This is a genomic window from Aminobacter sp. P9b, assembly GCF_045345995.1.
GTDB classification, from domain to species: Bacteria; Pseudomonadota; Alphaproteobacteria; order Rhizobiales; family Rhizobiaceae; genus Aminobacter; species Aminobacter niigataensis.
The window spans coordinates 4718717-4738132 of record NZ_CP150082.1 but is presented as its reverse complement, the minus strand read 5'-3'; the positions used below and the strand labels follow the sequence as shown (position 1 = coordinate 4738132).

Here is a 19416-nt window from a genome sequence, read left to right as displayed (position 1 = left end):
AAGAGCAAAAGCCAATGGCCGATCCCTTCCTCTCCATCCAGAACGTCAAGAAGTCGTTCGGCAACGTCGCCGTCGTCAAGGACTTCAATCTCGACGTTGGCGCCGGCGAGTTCGTTTCCTTCCTCGGGCCGTCGGGCTGCGGCAAGACCACCATGCTGCGCATCGTCGCCGGCTTCGAGGAGCCCTCGGCTGGCAAGGTCTTCGTTGGGGGCAAGGACGTCACCGGCCTCAAGCCGAACCAGCGCCACATCGGCATGGTGTTCCAGGCCTATGCGCTGTTTCCCAATTTGACGGTTGCCCAGAATATCGGCTTCGGCCTCAAGGTGGCCGGCATGCCGAGGGCCGAGGCGGATGCCCGCATCGCCGAGATGCTCAACATCATCAAGCTGCCCGATTTCGGCGACCGCTATCCCTACCAGCTCTCCGGCGGCCAGCAGCAGCGCATTGCACTTGCGCGCGCGCTGGCGCCCAAGCCCAAGCTGCTCCTGCTCGACGAGCCGCTGTCGGCGCTCGACGCCAAGGTGCGTCTGTCGCTGCGCGAGGAAATCCGCGCCATCCAGAAAAAGCTCGGCATTACCACCATCTTCGTCACCCATGACCAGGAAGAGGCGCTGTCGATGTCCGACCGCATTGTGGTGATGAACGAAGGCCGCGCCGATCAGACCGGCACGCCGTTCGAGATCTACAACCGGCCTTCGACCAAGTTCGTCGCCAATTTCGTCGGCACGCTCAACGTGCTCGAAGGCACGATCAGCGACGCCGCGTCCGGCACGGTCACGATCAACGCCGAGGAGATCGGCCTCAAGGGCAAGCTCAACGGCTCCAAGGCCGGCGACACGCTGTCGCTGGCGCTGCGGCCCGAGGCGATCTCGCTCGGCCGCAAGGCGGGCAACGATTCGAACCTCACCGGCCAGATCGCCGACGTGCATTTCCTCGGCTCGGTCATCCGCGTCCGCGTAGGCGTCGGCCAGAACGTCGTGTCGCTCGACACCTTCAACAGCCCCAACAGCCCGCCGCCGGTCGTCGGCGAAAAGACCGAGATCAGCTTCTCCTCCGGCGACGTGCTCGTGCTGCATTAATCTGTCTCAGCCGGATCATCGATTGTGTGAGGCGGGGGCGCCTCGCTGCTTTTGGTGGCTGATGCTGTTTCGCAGTCCCGCGAGGAGACGTTTTCCACGGTCACGTGGCGCGGATCAAGCGCGCCCTGGCCTTCTCCCACAAGGGGAGAAGGGAACGCCGGCCTCTTCCCAAATTCCCCGCCGCCCTGTCTACTCCCGCCATGGCCTTCACGCTTCGTCAGCTTCAGTTCTTCGTCGCCGTCGCCGAGCAGGGCACGATCTCGCGTGCGGCGCAGAACCTGTCGATCTCGCAGTCGTCGGTCACCGAGGCGATCAAGGAGCTGGAGGGCGATCTCGGCGTCGAGCTGTTTGAGCGCCATCCGCGCGGGCTCAACATCACCCACAAGGGCCACCAGTTCCTGCGCCACGCCACCAAGATCCTGGCCGACGTGTCGGACGCGCGGCGCACCTTCTTCGGCGGGCAGGCGACAGCCACCGGCCAGCTCAAGCTCGGCGTCACCTCGCTGGTCGCCGGCTACGTGCTCTCCGACCTGCTGGCGCGCTACCGTCGTGCCCATCCGGCGGTCGAGATCTCGGCGATCGAGGACAATGGCGACTATCTCGAGCACCTTCTGGTCGGCGGCAAGCTCGACCTCGCCGTCATGGTCACCTCCAACCTGCGCGACCGCATGGCGCTGCAGTCGGAGATCCTCGAGGTCTCGGCCTACCGGCTGTGGCTGCCGCTCGGCCATCCGCTGGCCTCCGCCGAGATCATCAGCGTGGGCGACATCGCATCGGAGCCACTGATCATGCTGTCGGTCGACGAGATCGAGGAGAACACCGGCAAGCTGCTTTCGGCCATCGGCGCCAAGCCGCATGTCGCCTTCCGCACGCGTTCGGTCGAGGCGGTGCGTTCGCTGGTGGCGACCGGGGCAGGGGTGGCACTGCTGCCCGACCTCGTCTACCGGCCGTGGTCGCTCGAAGGCGACCGCATCGAGTCGCGCGACGTCTCCGGCTCGCTGCCGGTGGTGCAGGTCGGCATGGTGTGGCGGCGCGGCTCGTCGCTGCCGGCGGCAGCGCGCGATTTCATCGGCATCGCCCAGGCGCAGCGGACCGTCCGCCAGAAGCTTTGACGTGCTGGCGCGAAAATCGGGCTCGATCGTCGCAAAGCACGATGCGTAGCTTCAAAGTGCCAGAGCGTCCTTTGCGCGTCCGAACGGACGCGCGGCGCTCTGGGTATCGGAAAAACCGATATCACCCTTCTTTCGAATGAATTTGCGAAACCTGCGCTTTCGCCGCACCTTTCGTTGCAGGGCAACACCGCCGATGAGAGAGCGGTTCCTGCACATGGGAGGATCGTGATGAAGGCATTTCTGAAATCCTGCACGGCAATCGCCTTGGCTTGCAGCTTTTCCGGCCAGGCGGTGGCGCAGGTCAAGGAGATCGGCAAGGCCGAGGGCCAGGTCAACATCATCGCCTGGCCGGGCTACATCGAGCGCGGCGAGACCGACAAGAATTACGACTGGGTCAGCGATTTCGAGAAGGCGTCGGGCTGCAAGGTCAACGTCAAGACCGCCGCCACTTCCGACGAAATGGTCGCGCTGATGAACGAGGGCGGCTTCGACCTCGTCACCGCTTCGGGCGACGCCTCGCTCCGCCTCGTCGCCGGCAAGCGTGTCCAGCCGATCAACACCGACCTCGTCAAGAGCTGGTCGACCGTCGACGAGCGCCTCAAGGATGCGCCGTGGTTCACCGTCGACGGCCAGCATTACGGCGTGCCCTACCAGTGGGGCCCGAACGTCTTGATGTACAACACCGACGTGTTCAAGGAGGCGCCGAAGAGCTGGAGCGTCGTGTTCGAGCCGATGGACCTACCCGACGGCAAGCCCAACAAGGGCCGCGTCCAGGCCTATGACGGCCCGATCCATATTGCGGACGCCGCCAACTACCTGATGGCGCACAAACCCGATCTCGGCATCAAGGATCCCTACGAACTCAACGAGGACCAGTACAAGGCAGCGCTTGACCTGCTGCGCGTGCAACGCACGCTGGCCGGCCGCTACTGGCACGATGCCATGATCCAGATCGACGACTTCAAGAACGAAGGCGTCGTCGCTTCCGGTTCGTGGCCTTTCCAGGTCAACCTGCTCAAGTCGGAGAAGCAGCCGATCGCCTCGACCATCCCGGAAGAGGGTGCCACGGGCTGGGCCGATACGACGATGATGCATGTCGAAGCCGCCAACCCCAACTGCGCCTATATGTGGCTCGAGCATTCGCTGAACCCCAAGCTGCAGGGCGATCTTGCCTCCTGGTTCGGCTCGAACCCGGCAGTACCAGCCGCCTGCAAGGGCAACGCGCTGCTCACCGACGAGGGTTGCAAGACCAACGGCTTCGAGGATTTCGCCAGGATCAAGTTCTGGAAGACGCCGGTGTCGAAATGCGCCAGCCAGAACGACCAGTGCGTACCCTATTATCGCTGGGTCTCGGACTATATCGGCGTGATCGGCGGCCGCTGAGGCCAGCAACGAACGATGTCCCCTCGCCAGGCCGCGTTGCGGCCAACCCTCTCCCTGTGGGGAGAGGGGGCGGAGGGCACCAACCGACCTGAAATGACCGCCTGACGGCGGCGGCAGACAAGCATCGGCGGCCGTGGGTCGGCCGGATGCGCAGCCATGGCCAGGGCATATCGCCCGGGCTTGCATGGCCCAGACATCGAAAGCCTGAAACGATGACCCCAGCAGTCGCCTTTCAAAAGACCTCCCGCCATTTCGGCGCGGTGCGCGCGGTCGATGCTGTCGACCTCGAGATCAAGCCTGGCGAGTTCTTCGCCATGCTGGGACCGTCTGGCTCGGGCAAGACCACTTGCTTGCGTTTGATCGCCGGCTTCGAGCAGCCGACATCGGGCAGTATCTCTATCTTCGGCGAGCGCGCCGAGGGCGTGCCGCCTTACCGGCGTAACGTCAACACGGTGTTCCAGGACTACGCGCTGTTTCCGCATCTCAACGTGCTCGACAACGTCGCCTACGGGTTGATGGTCAAGGGCATGGGAAAGGACGAACGCCACCGCGCCGCCGAGGACGCACTCAAGCTGGTGCAACTGCCGGGCTATGGCAGCCGTAAGCCGGGCCAGCTGTCCGGCGGCCAGCGGCAGCGCGTGGCGCTGGCGCGTGCGCTGGTCAACAAGCCCAAGGTGCTGCTGCTCGACGAGCCGCTCGGCGCGCTCGACCTCAAGCTGCGCGAGAGCATGCAAGAAGAGCTCAAGCAATTGCAGAAGGCGCTCGGCATCACCTTCGTCTTCGTCACGCACGACCAGGGCGAGGCGCTGTCTATGGCCGACCGGGTCGCGGTCTTCAACGACGGCCGCATCATGCAGGTCGGCGCGCCCGAGGACATCTACCAGCGCCCGGCGTCGCGCTTCGTCGCTGATTTCGTCGGCTCGTCCAACGTGCTGCCGCCCGATTTCGTACAGCGTTATGCCGGCCAGTGCCGCTGGGGCAGCCTCAGGCCGGAACAGATCCGCGTCGGTCGCGACAAGAGCGGCGATGGCGTTGCCGCCCGCGTCCTGTCGCGTCACTATCTGGGTGCGGCCACCAAGCTGGCGCTCGATGCCGATGGCCTTAGGCTGCACGCCACGGTGCCGGCCGGCGCTTCGCTGCCCGACGATGGCGAGCATGTCATGCTCAGCTTCAACCGCGACCAGCTCCACCTGATGGAGGAGCAGGCATGAGCGTCCAGGCTGTCACCGGGGCGACCGGCGTGGCTGCTGCGATCCTGCCCAAGCGTGGCGGTTTCGCCGGTTCGCTGTCGGACCTGCTGTGGCGCCGGCCGGGCCTGCTGCTGTTCCTGATGCTGGCGCCGCCGCTGCTCTGGCTCGGCGTCGTCTATATCGGCTCGCTGATCGCACTCTTGGCGCAGAGCTTCTTTTCGATCGACGAGTTCTCCGGGCTGATCAGCCGAGAGCTGACGCTCAAGACTTATGGCGACCTGTTCCAGGCGGCCAATCTCGACATCATCGTGCGCACGGTAACCATGGCGGCACTGGTCACGCTGGCCTCTGCCGTCGTCGCATTCCCCATCGCCTATTACGCGGCACGCTATGCCCGCGGCAAATCGAAGGCGCTGTTCTATCTCGGCGTCATGCTGCCGTTGTGGTCGAGCTACCTGGTCAAGATCTACGCGTGGAAGCTGATCCTCGCCAAGGAAGGCATCCTGACCTGGCTGTTCGCCAAGCTGCACCTGTCCTGGCTGCTCGACAGCTGGCTGTCACTGCCTGTGGTCGGCGGCAACTCGCTGTCGGTCTCGTTCACCGGCACCTTCATCGTCTTCGTCTATGTCTGGCTGCCGTTCATGATTCTGCCGATTCAGGCCGCCCTCGAACGCGTGCCCGGCAACCTTGTCGAGGCCTCGTCCGATCTCGGGGCGTCGCCGGGCCAGACCTTCCGCAACGTGCTGTTCCCGCTGGCGCTGCCAGGCATCGTCGCCGGCTCGATCTTTACCTTCTCGCTGACGCTCGGCGACTACATCATTCCGCAGATCATCGGCACGTCCAGGCTGTTCATCGGCCAGGCGGTCTATGCCCAGCAGGGAACCGCGGGAAACATCCCGCTCGCCGCCGCCTTCACCGTGGTGCCCATCGTCATCATGGGTTTCTACCTCTGGGGCGCCAAACGCATGGGAGCCTTCGATGCGCTCTGACCGTTCGCAATCGGCCCCGCGCGGCCTCAAGATCGCGGCTGCCGCAGGTCTCGCCTTCCTGCACCTGCCGATCCTGCTGATCTTCGTCTATGCCTTCACGACGGAGGAGAAGAGCTACCAGTGGCCGCCGCCCGGGCTGACGACGCAATGGTTCGCAGCCACCTGGGCACGGCCCGATGTCTGGCAGGCGCTCGGCCTGTCGGTGCAGGTCGCGGCGATCTCGACGGCGATTGCGCTGGTGCTCGGCACGTTGTGTGCCGCCGCCGTCAGCCAGACAAGGTTCTTCGGCCGTGAGGCGATCTCGCTTTTGGTCATCCTGCCGATCGCGCTGCCCGGCATCATCACCGGCATCGCCTTGCGCTCGGCCTTCAGCCTGGCGGAGATCCCGTTCTCGTTCTGGACGATCGTGCTCGGCCACGCGACCTTCTGCGTGGTGGTCGTCTACAACAACGCGGTGGCGCGGTTCCGCCGCACCTCGGGCTCGCTGATCGAGGCCTCCATGGACCTCGGCGCCGACGGGTTCCAGACGTTCAGGCACGTGATCCTGCCCAATATCGGCACCGCACTTCTGGCAGGTGGCATGCTGGCGTTCGCGCTGTCGTTCGACGAGGTCATCGTCACCACCTTCACCGCCGGACAACAGCAGACGCTGCCGATCTGGATGCTCGAGGAACTGGTGCGGCCGCGCCAGCGCCCGGTCACCAATGTCGTTGCCATGATCGTGGTTCTGGCGACCCTGCTGCCCATCCTCGCCGCCTATTACCTGACCCGCGAAGGCGACCAGATCGCCGGGGCGGGAAAATGACAACAGCGAATAGGGAGTAGCGAATAGCGAATAGCGAATAGCGAATAGCGAATAGGATCTGTTCGATCGCTTGTTTCTACTCGCTATTCGCTACTCCCTATTCGCCCTCCAAAGACACTGATCCAGGGAGAGCTAACATGGACACCCAAATGCTGATCGGCTCGAAGTTCGAGCGCGGAACCGAGACGGAAGAAGCGATCCTCAACCCGCGCACCGGAGAGACGATCCTCAGCCTGCCGGAGGCCTCGCCGGCGCAGATCGAGGCGGCAGTCGCGGCGGCACAGAAGGCGTTCGTGACGTGGTCCAAGACCACCCCGGCGCAACGCTCGGGTTATCTGCTCAAGATCGCCGACCGGATCGAGGCCGAGGCGGAAGGCTTTGCCAAGCTTGAAGCGCTCAATTGCGGCAAGCCGATCAATGCCGTGCTCAATGACGAGATTCCGGCCATTGTCGACTGCTACCGCTTCTTTGCCGGTGCGGTGCGCTCGATGCCGGGGCTGGTGGCCGGCGAATACCTGCCCGGCCATACCTCGATGATCCGCCGCGACCCTGTGGGCATCGTTGCCTCGATCGCGCCGTGGAACTATCCGCTGATGATGATGGCGTGGAAGCTGGCACCGGCAATCGCCGGCGGCAACACGGTCGTCTTCAAGCCTTCCGAGCAGACGCCGCTGACGGCGCTGAAGCTGGCGAAAATCCTTGCCGACGTGCTGCCCGAGGGCGTGGTCAATGTCGTGCTTGGCCGCGGCGAAAGCGTCGGCAACACACTGATCAACCATGCTGCCGTCAGCATGATCTCGATCACCGGCGACGTCGCCACCGGCAAGAAGGTGCTGCAGGCGGCGGCCAAGTCGGTCAAGCGCACGCATCTGGAACTCGGCGGCAAGGCGCCGGTGATCGTCTTCGACGATGCCGATATCGACGCCGTGGTCAGCGGCCTGCGTGCCTTCGGCTACTACAATGCCGGCCAGGACTGCACGGCGGCCTGCCGCATCTACGCCGGCAGTAAGGTCTACGACAAGCTCGTCGCCGACTTGTCTTCGGCGGTATCGACCATCCGCTTCGGCCAGGCCGACGACACCGAAAACGAGATCGGGCCGCTCATCTCCAGGCGCCAGCGCGACCGCGTCGCTTCCTTCGTCGAGCGCGCTTCCGAACTCAAGCACATCGAGATCACCACCGGCGGCAAACCGGGCGAGGGCGGCGGGTTCTACTATCAGCCAACCGTCGTTGCCGGCGCGCTGCAGGAAGACGAGATCGTGCGCCGCGAGGTGTTCGGGCCGGTGGTGTCGGTGACGCGCTTCTCCGACGTCGACGAGGCAGTCAACTGGGCCAATGACAGCGACTACGGCCTGGCGTCGTCGGTTTGGACCAAGGACATCTCGCGCGGCATGTCGACGGCGGCACGGCTGCAATATGGCTGCACCTGGATCAACACGCATTTCATGCTGACCAACGAGATGCCGCATGGCGGCCTCAAGCAGTCCGGCTACGGCAAGGACATGTCGGTCTATGCGCTGGAGGACTACACCGCCGTGCGCCATGTCATGATCGCGCATGGGTAACTTTTTGACCTCTCCCCTTGTGGGAGAGGTCGGATTGCCCCGCAGCCGCGCAGCGGCAAGGTTGGCAGGGTGAGGGGTCGCTCCGGCCAACACCCCTCATCCGACCTCGCTTCGCTCGGCCACCTTCTCCCGCAAGGGGAGAAGATGAGGTCGTTCAACTTGGGAGGAAAAGACATGCATCGCCGTCAGTTTCTCGCATCCGCAGCAGTAGCAGCGCTTCTCGCAGCTGTCCCTTCAGTCGCACTGGCGCAGGACACGCCGCAGGCCGTGGTCGAAGCCTATCTCGCCGCCTGGAACGCACATGACTCGGCCAAGGCAGCCGAGCATCTCGCCGACAATGTCACCTACTATGACGCCTCGGTCGGCAAGCCGGTCGAAGGCAAGGATGCCGCAAAAACCGGCGTCATCGACAATTTTCTGACCGCCGTTCCGGACGCCGTCTGGCAGATGAAGGGTGCGCCGGTGGTGCAGGATGACCGCGTGTCGTTCGAATGGGAGTTCTCCGGCACCAATACCGGCGACTGGTCCGACGGTACCAAGGCGACCGGCAAGAAATTCGCCATCACCGGTGCCTCGATGTTCTCGGTCAAGGACGGGAAGATCGCCAGCCAGAGCGACTATTACGACGCGCTCGGCTTTTACAAGCAGCTTGGGCTGATGTAGCCGGTCAGGCGATGCCGTACTGGGTCATGAAGGCTGTCATCCGCTCAACGGCGAGGTCTGGCTTGTCGAGCACATTGGCCTGGTCGGCGAGGCGGAAGATGTCAGCGTAGTGCACGGCACCTCGCGCGGACTGCATGCCGGCAGGCATGGCGAAATGGCTCTGGTGGCCATTGAGCCAGGCGAGGAAGACGACGCCGGCCTTGTAGTATTGCGTCGGCGCCTCGAAGATTTTCCGCGACAGCGGCACCGTCGGCTCGATGGTGCCGCGGAAGGTGGCGAGGTCGCCTTTGGCCAGTGCAGCCAAAGCCTTCGATGCCTGTGGCGCGACCGCGTCGAAGATGCCGAGCAAAGCGTGGCTATGCCTCTCGCCATCGCCTTCAATCAGGCCGGCATAGTTGAAATCGTCGCCGGTGAAGCAGATCACGCCGTCGGGCAGGCGGCGGCGCAGTTCGACCTCACAGGCCTGGTCGAGCAGCGAAATCTTGATGCCTTCGACCTTGTCGTTGTGGTCGCGGATGATGCCCAGCACCGTATCGAGCGCATCCTCGAAACGCGTGCTGCCCCAATAGCCCGCGAGTTCGGCGTCGAACATGTCGCCCAGCCAGTGCAGCACCACCTTGTCCTTGGCCTGGGTGAGGATGCGGCCATAGACCTTGCGGTAGTCGTCAGGGGAAGTGGCGACATGGGCAAGCGCGCGGCTGGCCATCATGATCGCGCGGCCACCATGCTTTTCGATGAAGTCGAGCTGTTCCTCATAGGCAGCGATCACGTTGTCGAGCGATCGCGCATTGCGCTTGTCGAGCTGGTCGGTGCCGGCGCCGCAGGCGAGGTCGGCGCCTGGAACCGTGCGAGCTTCGGTGAGCGAGCGCCGGATCAACTCCTGCGCACCGGCCCAGTCGAGCCCCATGCCGCGCTGCGAGGTGTCCATCGCCTCGGCGATCCTGAAGCCAAGCGACCAGAGATGATGGCGGAAGGCCATTGTCGCATCCCAGTCGATGGCCGGACTGGTCCAAGGCGTGGCGTCGGCCCAGGGATCGGAGACGACATGGGCAGCCGCATAGGCGATGCGGTTGAAAACAGGTGCCGCTTGAGGCCGTTCTGTCGGCGTGCCGACAAGCGCGTAGGTCTCGATCGAGCGGTCCGCCCGCGGAAGTTTCACTGCCTTGGCCATGGGTTCCTCCCCTGATCGGCTGAATCTCGTAATTTAGATCGTTCCAAATTTCAAGTTGGAATTTTGGGACCCCGAGCGGTTGTGCGGATCGACTTGCCGGTGATGCGGGGCGTCGAAGCGGTTGAACGCTATTCAAGTGTAGTAAATCGTTTGAAATGTCGAATTGTGTACAATTTTGGCGTTTCGGTGGCCGTGCGCCTGTCGTGCGCTCTTTGTGAAAACGGCAGCGTTCGGGTTCTTCAATGCTTGACAGTTTGGAACGTTCCAATTATTGGACTCGGAAATGGGAGCCAAGAACGTTCCCTCGGGAGGATCGGTTTGAAGCAGGCGAAGGTGACAGTTGTCGATGTTGCGCGCGCCGCCGGCGTGTCGAAGTCGACCGTCTCGCTCGTCCTCCAGGGCAGCTCCCTGGTGAACGAGGTGACGCGCGCCAGGGTCGGCGCCGTCATTCGCGAACTCGGCTACGTCTACAACCGCGGTGCCGCCAATCTCAGGCAGTCGAAATCGAAGATCGTCGGCATCGTCGTCAACGATCTGACCAACAGCTTCTTTGCCGAGCTTGCCGTCGGCATGGATATGGTGGTGCAGTCGGCCGGCTATATCCAGTTCATGGCCAACACGTCGGAAAATGCCGACCGCCAGGGCGAGGTGATCGCCTCGATGCGCGAGCACGGCATGGCCGGGCTGATCCTGTCGCCGGCGCGCGGCACCACTGCCGCCGACCTCCGGCCTCTGGTCGATAGCGGCATTCCGGTGGTGCTTGTGGCGCGCAACGTGCCGGGGCTCAAGGTGTCGTCGGTGGTCTCCGACGGACATGCCGGTGCCATGGCTGCGGTGCGTCATCTCATAGAACTCGGGCATCGCCGCATCGCCTTTCTCGGGGGCTTCAACGACACGGCTGTCTTCGACGAGCGCATGCGTGGGTTCCGCGATGCGCTGCTGGAGGCCGGTCTCGATGCCTCGGACGAATTGGTGATCAGCTCGGCGCCGTCGCGCGCGGGCGGCGTGGTGGCGGTCGAGCGGCTGCTGTCGATGGCCGACCGGCCGACGGCGGCATTGTGCTTCAACGATGCGGTAGCGTTTGGCGCCTGCGACGGGCTGCGCAGCGCCCGCATCGAGCCGGGCGTCGACTTTGGCGTGATCGGCTTCGACGACGTCATCGAGGCAAAGACGGCGGTGCCGGCGCTGACCACCGTTTCGGTCGATCCGCAAGGCATGGGCCGGCGGGCGGCACAGCTCCTGCTCAAGCAGATCAACGCCGGCGATTTCGATGCCGAGGCGCTGGTGGCGACGGTACGGCTGGTGGTGCGCGAAAGCTGCGGTGCGCCGCAACGGGTTAGGGAGCTTACGGCATGACACGCTGGGGTCTGATCGGGGCGAGCACCATCGCCAAGGAATGGGTCATCGGCGCCATCCGCGCGACCGGCGGCGAGGTCGTCTCGGTCATGAGCACCAACGCCGAACGCGGTCGCGCCTATGCAGAAGCGAACGGCATCGCCAGGTCGGTGACGTCGCTCAAAGACATCGTCGGCGATCCCGGCATCGACGCCGTCTATATCTCGACCACCAATGAACTGCACCTGGAACAGGCAATTGCTGCGGCCAAGGCCGGCAAGCACGTGCTGTGCGAGAAGCCGCTGGCGCTGACGCTCGACGACGCGTTGGTGATGGTGAAGGCGGCGCGCGAGGCCGGCGTGGTGATGGGCACCAACCACCACCTGCGCAATGCGGCGAGCCATCGTGCGATGCGCGATGCGATTGCTGCGGGCCGTATCGGCAAGCCGCTCGCCGCACGCGTTTTCCACGCCGTCTACCTGCCGCCGCACCTGCAGGGCTGGCGCCTCGACAAGCCGCAGGCCGGCGGCGGTGTCATCCTCGATATCACGGTGCACGACGCCGACACGCTGCGTTTCGTGCTCAACGACGATCCGGTCGAGGCAATCGCCTTCAGCCAGGCGGGCGGCATGGGGCAGGTGGGGCTGGAGGACGCCGTCATGGGTGTGCTTCGTTTCAAGTCGGGTCTGGTCGCCCAGTTCCATGACGCCTTCACCACCAAGTTCGCCGAGACCGGTTTCGAGGTACACGGCACCGAGGGATCGCTGATCGCGCGCAATGTCATGACGCAGAAGCCGGTCGGCTCGGTCGTGCTGCGCAATGCCGAGGGCGAACACGAGCTCAAGCTGGACCAGCACAATCTCTACGAGGCGGGGCTGCGGGCGTTCCACGACGCTGTCGCCGGCAAGGGCACGCCCTCGGCGACGGGCGAGGACGGCGTGTGGTCGCTGGCGACCGGACTTGCGGTGGTCAAGTCGGCTGCGACCGGCAAGGCGGTCGCCATCGAGGCGGGGCTCTGACCATGGGCAAGCACATCACCCCGGCTCAGGCCGCTGCACTTATTCCGGACGGCGCTGTTGTCTCGGTATCGTCGTCGAGTGGCCTCGGCTGCCCGGACCTGATGCTGAAGGCGATCGGCGAGCGCTTCGAGGCGACGGGGCATCCGCGCGACCTGACCACGCTGCATCCGATCGCCGCCGGCGACATGAGCGGCATCAAGGGCGTCGACCATATCGCCAAGAAGGGCCTGCTGAAGAAGATCATCGGCGGCTCTTACCCCTCGGGGCCGTCGAGTGCCGAACCGCCGCTGATCTGGCAGATGATCGGCAACGAGGAGGTGGCGGCCTACAACGTTCCCTCGGGCATCATGTTCGACATGCACCGCGAAGCGGCGGCCAAGCGGCCGGGCGTGATGACCAAGGTCGGGCTCGACACCTTCGTCGATCCCGAGCGGCAGGGCTGCGCCATGAATGCGCGCGCCGCGGCCGAACCGCTGGTCAAGAAGGTCAGCTTCGAGGGCGAGGACTGGCTTTTCTTCCCCGCGATCAAGCCGCAAGTTGCGATCATCCGGGCGACGACATCAGACGAGCGCGGCAACCTGACCTACGAGCACGAGGGTGCTTATCTCGGTGGGCTCGACCAGGCGCTGGCCGCCCGCAACAATGGCGGCATCGTCATCGCCCAGGTCAAGCGCATCACCAAGGACGGATCGCTGCGCCCGCATGACGTGCGCGTGCCCGGCATGCTGGTCGACTACATCGTCGTCGACCCCGAGCAGAAGCAGACGACGCAGACGCTCTATGACCCGGCGATCTCGGGCGAGATCATGCGTCCGCTCGACAGTTTTCGCGTGCCCGAGTTCAACATCCAGAAGGTGATTGCGCGCCGCGTGGCGCAGGAGCTGGAAGCCGGCAGCGCCGTCAATCTCGGCTTCGGCATCTCGGCCAACGTGCCGCGTATCCTGCTCGAAGAGGGGCTGCACGGCGAGGTCACCTGGGTGATCGAACAGGGGGCTGTCGGCGGCGTTCCGCTGCTCGACTTTGCTTTCGGCTGCGCCTCGAACGCCGACGCCTTCATGCCGTCGCCCTACCAGTTCACCTATTTCCAGGGCGCAGGGTTCGATGCCTCGCTGCTGTCGTTCCTTGAGATTGATCCTAGCGGCTCGGTCAACGTCTCCAAGCTCAGTTTCCGGCCGCATGTGACGGCGGGTGCCGGCGGCTTCGTCGACATCACGGCGCGGGCGAAAAAGATCGTCTTCTCCGGCATGTTCAATGCCGGTGCCAAGCTCGACATATCAGGCGGCAAGCTGGTCATCGACAAGGAGGGCAAGCTCAAGAAGCTGGTCAACGAGGTCGAGCACGTCACCTTCTCCGGTCGTCGCGCCGTCGAGCAGGGCCAGGACATCACCTATGTCACCGAGCGCTGCGTGATGAAGCTGATGCCCGAGGGCGTCGTGCTGACCGAGATCGCGCCGGGCGTCGATCTGCGGGCGCATATCCTCGATCAGTCGGAGTTCCCGCTGATCGTCTCGGACAAGCTCAAGCAGATGGATTCTTCCCTGTTTGCCGAGGCGCCGATCGGGCTGACCCTGCCGCGCAAGGCCGAACGCAGGCTGGAGGAGTCCATGGCTGACCAGCGCATCAAGGTGGCGTTCGACGGTCCCGTTGCCGTCATCACGGCGGCCCGGCCCGACAAGCTCAATGCCTTCGACATCGACATGCTGAAGGCACTGTCGGCTGCCTGCGACGAGGTCGAGGCCAATGCGGAGATTCGGGTCGCCGTCCTGACCGGCGAGGGCAAGGCGTTTTCGGCCGGCGGCGACATCAAGGCCTGGGGCGGCATGTCGCCCAACGAGTTCGGCCACGCCTGGGTGCGCTTCGGCCACCGCGTGTTCGAGCGGCTGGCGACGCTGCGCGTTCCATTGATCGCTGCCATCAACGGCCATGCGCTGGGCGGCGGGCTGGAGCTGGCGATAGCCGCCGACATCCGCATCGCCGAACGCCACGTCAAGATCGGCCTGCCGGAGACCGGGCTCGGCATGGTGCCGGGCTGGTCGGGCACGCAGCGGCTGGTGCGGCGCGCCGGCGCGCAGGTGGTGCGGCGCATGGCGCTGGGCGGCGAGGTTTTTTCCGCCGACGAGGCGGCAGTGCTCGGGCTGGTCGACCATGTGGTCGAGACCGGTGAAGCGGTGGCTGCCGCGCGCGACTATGCGGTGCGTATCGCGGCACGCGGCCCGGCGGCAGTCGAGGTCGCAAAACTGATGATCGCCGCAGCGAACGGCGAAGACAATGGCACCGCCGTCGAGGCGCTGGGCTCGATTCTCGTGGCCAAGACCGGCGACCTCAAGGAGGGGCTCGCGGCCTTCAGCGAGAAGCGTGCCGCCAAATTTGCAGGAGAATGGTGATGACGGTCCTGATGCGCCCCAAGCCGCTCGACGGCTTCAAGGTCCGCGAGTTCAAGATGCTGGTCGACGGCAAGTGGACCGCCGGCGCCGAAGGCAAGATTCTTGAGCGTTCCAGCCCCGGCCACGGCACCGTTGTTAGCCGCTACGAGGCTGCGACATCAGTCGACGCCGAGCGCGCTATCGCGTCCGCGCGGAAAGCTTTCGACGACGGCCACTGGCCGCGCATGACCGGTGCCGAGCGCTCGCGCATCCTGCTCAGGGCCGCCGACATCATCGAGCAGCGCGCCGACGAACTCGCCTTCCTCGACTGCATTGAGTCAGGCAAGCCGATCTCGCAGGCCAAGGGCGAACTCGGCGGCGCTGCCGACATCTGGCGCTATGCCGCTGCCCTTGCCCGCGACCTGCATGGCGAAAGCTACAACACGCTGGGTGACGGCACGCTGGGCGTGGTGCTGCGAGAGGCTATCGGCGTGGTGTCGATCATCACGCCATGGAATTTCCCGTTCCTGATCGTCAGCCAGAAGCTGCCGTTTGCGCTGGCCGCAGGCTGCACGGCAGTGGTCAAGCCGTCGGAGCTGACGTCTGGCTCGACGCTGGTGCTTGGCGAGATCCTTGAGGCCGCTGGCGTGCCGGCAGGCGTGGTCAACATCATCGTCGGCACCGGCCCCGAGGCGGGCGCGCCGCTGACCAGCCATCCCGACATCGACATGGTGTCGTTCACCGGCTCGACCGGCATCGGCCGGCTGACCATGGCGAATGCCGCGCAGACGCTCAAGAAGGTGTCGCTGGAACTTGGCGGCAAGAACCCGCAGATCGTGTTCCCCGACGCTAATCTCGACGACTTCATCGATGCGGCCGTTTTCGGCGCCTATTTCAACGCCGGCGAATGCTGCAATGCCGGCTCGCGCCTGATCGTCCATCGCGACATCGTCGACGAGGTGACCAGCCGCGTGGCCGCGCTGTCGGCGAAGGTCAAGGTCGGCGATCCGCTGGACCCTTCGACACAGGTTGGTGCTATCATCACGCCGCAACATCTTGCGAAGATCGTCACTTACGTGAAAAGTGCGAGCGACAATGGCGCTGATGTCGCCATCGGCGGTTCTGCCGCCGATCTCGGCCTTGGCCAGTTCATGGAACCGACGATTCTGTCGTCGGTCGCCCCCGACATGGCGGTGGCGCGCGAGGAGGTGTTCGGACCGGTGCTTTCGGTGCTTGCCTTCGAGACCACTGACGAGGCGATCCGCATCGCCAATTCCATCGACTATGGCCTGTCGGCCGGCGTGTGGAGCCGCGACTTCGACACCTGCCTGACGGTCGGCCGCCTTGTGCGGGCCGGCACCGTCTGGATGAACACCTTCATGGATGGCGCTTCGGAACTGCCCTTTGGCGGCTATCGCCAGTCGGGCATCGGCCGCGAGCTCGGCCGCCATGCGGTGGAGGACTACACCGAGACCAAGACGCTCAACATGCATATCGGACCGCGCACCGGCCACTGGATGCCGAAGGAGGCGCGGACCTGAGGAGGAATTCCCCGAGGCGGGGCCAAGGGGAACTTATGTCACGCAATGATGCGTGAGGAACTTGCAACCCGGGAGGAACTGGAATGCGTAAGTTTTTGATGAGTACGACAGCTGTGGCGGCCCTGTTTGCCGCGCCGATGCCGATGGCACATGCCGAGGAAAGCGTCGAAGTGCTGCACTGGTGGACGTCAGGCGGCGAGGCCGCGGCACTCGACGTGCTGAAGAAGAACCTCGAGGCCCAGGGCGTGACCTGGAAGGACATGCCGGTTGCCGGCGGCGGCGGCGAAGCGGCGATGACCGCGCTGCGGGCCCGCGTCACTGCAGGCGATCCGCCCACCGCCGTGCAGGCGCTTGGCTTCGACATCACCGACTGGGCCAACCAGGGCGTGGTCGGCGACCTCGGCGAAGTGGCCGACAAGGAAGGCTGGGACAAGGTCGTCCCGGCAGCGCTGCAGAACTTCGCCAAGCATGACGGCAAGTGGATCGCAGCACCCGTCAACGTGCACTCGACCAACTGGGTCTGGATCTCCAAGAAAGCGCTCGACGCTGCCGGCGGCAAGGCGCCCGAGACCTGGGACGAACTCATCGCCGTGCTCGACAAGATGCAGGCCAACGGCATCACCCCGCTCGGCCATGGCGGCCAGGCCTGGCAGGATGCGACCATCTTCGACGGCGTCGTGCTGTCGCTCGGCACCGACTTCTACAAGTCATCGATGATCGACCTCGATCCGGCGGCCCTTGGCGGCGACAAGATGGTCGAAGCCTTCGACCGCATGGCCAAGCTCAAGACCTATGTCGACAAGGACTTCTCCGGCCGCGACTGGAACCTTGCCTCGGCGATGGTCATCGAGGGCAAGGCCGGCATGCAGATGATGGGTGACTGGGCCAAGGGCGAGTTCCTGAAGGCTAACCAGAAGCCGGGCACCGACTTCGTCTGCATCCGCTTCCCCGGCACGCAGGGCGCCGTCACCTTCAACTCGGACATGTTCATGATGTTCAAGGTCGGCGACGACAAGAAGAAGGCGCAGCTTCAGATGGCCGCCGACATCGAGGACCCGGCTTTCCAGTCGTCGTTCAACGTGGTCAAGGGTTCGGTGCCGGCACGCACCGACGTGCCTGACACCGCTTTCGACGATTGCGGCAAGAAAGGCATCAAGGATCTGGCGGAAGCCAGCTCCGCCGGCAAGCTGTTCGGCTCCATGGCCCATGGCTACGCCGCACCTGCAGCGGTCAAGAACGCGCTCTATGACGTCGTGACTCGCCACTTCAACGGCGAGCTCGACTCCAAGGCTGCCGCCAAGGCGCTGGCCGAAGCGGTTGCCGCTGCAAAAGGCTGATCGCCTGCTTTCGTGCCCCGGCTTCGGCCGGGGCACATCCTGACCTGACAACACAGAGGCTGGACCCATGGCCGATCTCACCACGACCGCACCCCGCGCGGTAACGAACCCGCGCGCGACGTTGCAGGACCTGCTGCCGAAGATCGTGCTGGCGCCGAGCTTCGCGTTGATCCTGATCTTCGTCTACGGTTTCATTGTCTTCACGGGCTTCCTGTCGTTTTCCGGCTCGAAGCTTTTGCCCGATTTTTCGACCTGGGTCGGCCTGAACAACTATGTCAGGCTGTTCAACCATCCCAACTGGATCACGGCGCTGAAGAACCTCGCCATCTTCTCGGTGCTGTACATCGTCGTCTGCAGCTTCATAGGGCTGGCGCTGGCGATCTTCCTCGACCAGAAGATCCGGGGCGAAGGCTTCCTGCGGCCGATCTATCTCTACCCGATGGCGCTTTCCTTCATCGTCACCGGCGTCGCCTGGAAGTGGTTCCTCGATCCCGGCATCGGCCTTGAGCACGTGATGCAGTCATGGGGCTGGGAGAGCTTCTCGTTCCGCTGGATCAAGGAAGGCCAGATGGCGATCTACACCATCGTCATCGCTGCGGTCTGGCAGTCGTCCGGCTTCGTCATGGCAATGTTCCTCGCCGGCCTGCGCGGCGTCGACAACGAGATCATCAAGGCGGCCCAGATCGACGGCGCCTCGACGCTGACGATCTATCGCCGAATCATCATTCCATTGATGCGGCCGGTGTTCCTGTCGGCCTTTGTCGTGCTCGCCCACCTTGCCATCAAGTCTTACGACCTTGTGGTGGCGATGACCGACGGCGGGCCAGGCACCGCGACGTGGACGCCTGCGCTGTTCATGCAGAAGTTCACCTTCGGCCGCAACGAAATGGGCATGGGCGCGGCGTCCGCGATCATCATGATGATGATGATCTTCGCCATTATCGTGCCTTATCTGTACTCCGAACTCGGGGGGAAGAAGAAATGAGCGCCGCTTCCCAGGACGTCGCCACGCGCAACAGCATCTTCGTTCGCGCCATCATCTATGTCGTGCTGATCCTTTTTGCGATCTACTACCTCTTGCCGCTCTACGTCATGGTGGTGAACTCGCTGAAGCCGCTGGACGAAATCCGCCAGGGCAACATGCTGGCGCTGCCCAAGCAATGGACCATCGCGCCATGGCTGTCGGCCTGGTCGACCGCGCAGATCGGCGTTCAGCCGGTTGGACTGAAGCCCTACTTCATCAATTCTGTGCTGATGGTCGTGCCGGCGGTTGCGCTCTCGACCATCCTCGGCGCGCTCAACGGCTATGTGCTGACCAAGTGGCGCTTCAAGGGCGACAACATCGTCTTCGGCCTGATGCTGCTGGCCTGCTTCATCCCGTTCCAGATCGTGCTGATCCCCTCGGCCCGCATCCTCGGCCTGACAGGCCTTGCCGGCACCATCACCGGGCTGGTGCTGATCCACGCCATCTATGGCCTCGGCTTCACCACGCTGTTCTTCCGCAACTACTACGAGGCGTTCCCGACCGAGCTGGTCAGGGCGGCACAGATCGACGGCGCCAGCTTCTTCCAGATATTCCGGCGCATCCTGTTGCCGTCGTCGGGTCCGATCATCGTCGTCACCGTCATCTGGCAGTTCACCAACATCTGGAACGACTTCCTGTTCGGCTCATCCTTCTCGGGCTTCAATTCCATCCCGCTCACCGTGGCGCTGAACAACCTGGTGAACTCATCGACGGGAGTGAAGGAATACAACGTCCATTTTGCCGGCGCGATCCTCGCCGCCCTGCCCACCCTCATCGTCTACATCGTCTCCGGACGCTACTTCGTGCGCGGCCTGATGGCCGGCGCGGTCAAGGGGTAAG

Annotated in this window: 16 protein-coding genes and 1 pseudogene; 16 read left to right on the top strand and 1 reads right to left on the bottom strand. The window is 64.3% G+C overall.

The genetic code is table 11. The features are described from left to right. The first annotated feature begins 14 nt into the window (after positions 1-14). From WHT83_RS23320 to WHT83_RS23285, 8 genes are all read left to right on the top strand, one after another. Complete coding sequence (locus WHT83_RS23320) at positions 15-1079, top strand: ABC transporter ATP-binding protein (protein WP_318763803.1); 1065 nt, start codon at positions 15-17, stop codon at positions 1077-1079. A gap of 200 nt (positions 1080-1279) precedes the next feature. Next, entirely contained in the window at positions 1280-2191 is a 912-nt protein-coding gene (locus WHT83_RS23315) for a LysR substrate-binding domain-containing protein (protein WP_108607052.1), read from the top strand. A 228-nt stretch (positions 2192-2419) separates the two neighbouring features. Then, positions 2420-3574 carry an ABC transporter substrate-binding protein gene (locus WHT83_RS23310; RefSeq protein ID WP_108607053.1) on the top strand — a complete coding sequence of 385 codons (1155 nt, stop codon included), beginning with the start codon at positions 2420-2422 and terminating at the stop codon, positions 3572-3574. Positions 3575-3786: 212 nt separating this feature from the next. Continuing rightward, positions 3787-4785, top strand: coding sequence for an ABC transporter ATP-binding protein (locus WHT83_RS23305; protein ID WP_406872517.1), 999 nt, complete (start codon positions 3787-3789; stop codon positions 4783-4785). Further along, entirely contained in the window at positions 4782-5753 is a 972-nt protein-coding gene (locus tag WHT83_RS23300) for an ABC transporter permease (protein ID WP_406872516.1), read from the top strand. Before WHT83_RS23305 ends, WHT83_RS23300 begins: the two co-directional genes overlap by 4 nt. After that, entirely contained in the window at positions 5743-6558 is an 816-nt protein-coding gene (locus WHT83_RS23295; protein WP_183264209.1) for an ABC transporter permease, read from the top strand. Before WHT83_RS23300 ends, WHT83_RS23295 begins: the two co-directional genes overlap by 11 nt. A gap of 137 nt (positions 6559-6695) precedes the next feature. Next, positions 6696-8123: a gamma-aminobutyraldehyde dehydrogenase gene (locus WHT83_RS23290; protein WP_318763806.1), complete on the top strand. Its 1428-nt coding sequence runs from the start codon at positions 6696-6698 to the stop codon at positions 8121-8123. A 174-nt stretch (positions 8124-8297) separates the two neighbouring features. Continuing rightward, on the top strand, positions 8298-8786 hold the full coding sequence (locus tag WHT83_RS23285) for an ester cyclase (RefSeq protein WP_183264211.1): 489 nt from the start codon (positions 8298-8300) through the stop codon (positions 8784-8786). 4 nt (positions 8787-8790) lie between these two features. On the opposite strand, the gene WHT83_RS23280 is transcribed toward WHT83_RS23285, so the two are convergent. Then, positions 8791-9957, bottom strand: coding sequence for a dihydrodipicolinate synthase family protein (locus WHT83_RS23280; RefSeq protein WP_406872515.1), 1167 nt, complete (start codon positions 9955-9957; stop codon positions 8791-8793). Between the two features lie 318 nt (positions 9958-10275). On the opposite strand from WHT83_RS23280, the gene WHT83_RS23275 reads away from it, so the two are divergent. The 8 genes and pseudogenes from WHT83_RS23275 (at position 10276) to WHT83_RS23240 (ending at position 19415) form a co-directional block, all read left to right on the top strand. Further along, positions 10276-11313 carry a LacI family DNA-binding transcriptional regulator gene (locus tag WHT83_RS23275; RefSeq protein ID WP_183264213.1) on the top strand — a complete coding sequence of 346 codons (1038 nt, stop codon included), beginning with the start codon at positions 10276-10278 and terminating at the stop codon, positions 11311-11313. Continuing rightward, positions 11310-12311: a Gfo/Idh/MocA family protein gene (locus tag WHT83_RS23270; protein WP_406872514.1), complete on the top strand. Its 1002-nt coding sequence runs from the start codon at positions 11310-11312 to the stop codon at positions 12309-12311. The genes WHT83_RS23275 and WHT83_RS23270 overlap by 4 nt, the downstream gene beginning before the upstream one ends. Before the next feature lie 2 nt (positions 12312-12313). Continuing rightward, positions 12314-13909: pseudogene (locus WHT83_RS23265) on the top strand (acyl CoA:acetate/3-ketoacid CoA transferase); the annotation flags it as partial. Positions 13910-13915: 6 nt separating this feature from the next. Next, entirely contained in the window at positions 13916-14695 is a 780-nt protein-coding gene (locus WHT83_RS23260) for an enoyl-CoA hydratase/isomerase family protein (RefSeq protein WP_406874046.1), read from the top strand. After that, positions 14695-16215, top strand: coding sequence for an aldehyde dehydrogenase family protein (locus WHT83_RS23255; RefSeq protein WP_406872513.1), 1521 nt, complete (start codon positions 14695-14697; stop codon positions 16213-16215). The genes WHT83_RS23260 and WHT83_RS23255 overlap by 1 nt, the downstream gene beginning before the upstream one ends. An 83-nt stretch (positions 16216-16298) precedes the next feature. After that, the gene (locus WHT83_RS23250; protein WP_406872512.1) at positions 16299-17552 is read left to right on the top strand and encodes an ABC transporter substrate-binding protein; all 1254 of its coding nucleotides are present in this window, start codon (positions 16299-16301) and stop codon (positions 17550-17552) included. Positions 17553-17619: 67 nt separating this feature from the next. After that, positions 17620-18537 carry a carbohydrate ABC transporter permease gene (locus tag WHT83_RS23245; RefSeq protein WP_108607064.1) on the top strand — a complete coding sequence of 306 codons (918 nt, stop codon included), beginning with the start codon at positions 17620-17622 and terminating at the stop codon, positions 18535-18537. Beyond that, entirely contained in the window at positions 18534-19415 is an 882-nt protein-coding gene (locus tag WHT83_RS23240) for a carbohydrate ABC transporter permease (protein WP_108607065.1), read from the top strand. The genes WHT83_RS23245 and WHT83_RS23240 overlap by 4 nt, the downstream gene beginning before the upstream one ends. Position 19416: the final 1 nt, after the last annotated feature.